General features: G+C 39.5%; 1 pseudogene. It reads left to right on the forward strand.

Going from position 1 to position 1,384, the window contains the following annotated elements:
* Nucleotides 1–91: 91 nt before the first annotated feature.
* A pseudogene (celB, locus tag H541_RS0110960) lies at nt 92–1,321 on the forward strand (PTS cellobiose transporter subunit IIC); the annotation flags it as partial.
* Between the last annotated feature and the right edge of the window lie 63 nt (nt 1,322–1,384).

Raw genomic sequence — 1,384 nt, forward strand, 5'->3', positions numbered from 1 at the left:
CTTGACAACAAACTCAAAAAATTCGTTTTGGTGGACAAGACATCAAGCACCACTATTATCAGTTCAGGTAACATATGTTTGACAACCCTAGACAATGTTTTTAGTGTTTAACGTCTTACCATTGACTTTCCCAGCGTTAACAGGTTTCTTTGAAAATACCTTTTACCGTTTCAGTGATCTCTACATGTTGGCAAATACGAGTACAATGGGGATCTTAGCTCTTTATTTTGGAATAGTATTTGGTTATGAATTAACGAGGATCGAACAAACAGAATCTCATCTTGACGTCAATCCATTGAATGGGGCGTTACTTTCAATGTTTGCGTTCTTCTTATGTATTCCAGAGTTGTTATTTGAAAACGGTTCGATGACTTTGATTAATTCAGTCACTGATACTGAAACAGTCATCAAAGGGTTCAGGATGGGCGACACTGTTTCTCGTTTAGGAACAACAGGTATTTTTACCGCTATAATCATGTCAATCGTTGCAGTGAACTTATACTGTCTCTGTGTTAGACGTAAATGGATCATCAAAATGCCTGATACAGTGCCAACTGGTGTCTCTCGGTCGTTTACGGCATTGATCCCAGCTTTCGTTGTTGCTTTTGCAGTGTTGATCATTAATGGTATCTTGATAGCATTAGGAACAGATATCTTCAATATAATCGCTGTACCTTTTGGCTTTGTCACAAACTTGACCAACAGTTGGTTAGGTATTCTAGTGATCTACTTCTTGATGCATGCACTTTGGATCGTCGGTATCCATGGGGCAACTATTGTGACATCTTTCTTGACGCCTATCGTTTTAGCTAACATGACGGCTAATGCAGCAGGCGCAAACATTCCATTTGCAGGGGAATTCAACAACTCCTTCGTAACAGTTGGGGGTTCTGGTGCGACATTAGGACTAGTAATCTTCATTACATTCTTTGCAAAATCAGATCAGTTGAAGGTATTAGGAAAAGCGTCAATCGTTCCTTCACTGTTCAATATCAATGAACCGATTATCTTTGGGATGCCAGTTGTTTACAATCCTTATATCGCAATTCCATTCTTCTTAGGACCAATGACGGCAGCTTCCTTAGGTTACTGGGCAATTAAACTAGGTATTGTTAACCCAGTTATAGCCCAAGTCCCTTGGCCATCACCAATTGGTTTGGGTGGATTCATCGGAACCGGAGGAGATTGGAAAGCTATTGTATTAGCCTTTGTCTGTGCCTTAGCATCCTTCATCATCTACTTCCCATTCATTAAAGTTTATGATGCCAAATTGGCGAAAGAAGAAAGAGAAAGAGGACAAGAAGTAGCAACACAAGCTTGATATATTAAGGCTATGTATGAAAAAGCTATCGCATTGACCAATTTTAGGACTGTTACCGTTAAT

The organism is Bavariicoccus seileri WCC 4188 (genome assembly GCF_000421665.1).
Lineage (GTDB): Bacteria > Bacillota > Bacilli > Lactobacillales > Aerococcaceae > Bavariicoccus > Bavariicoccus seileri.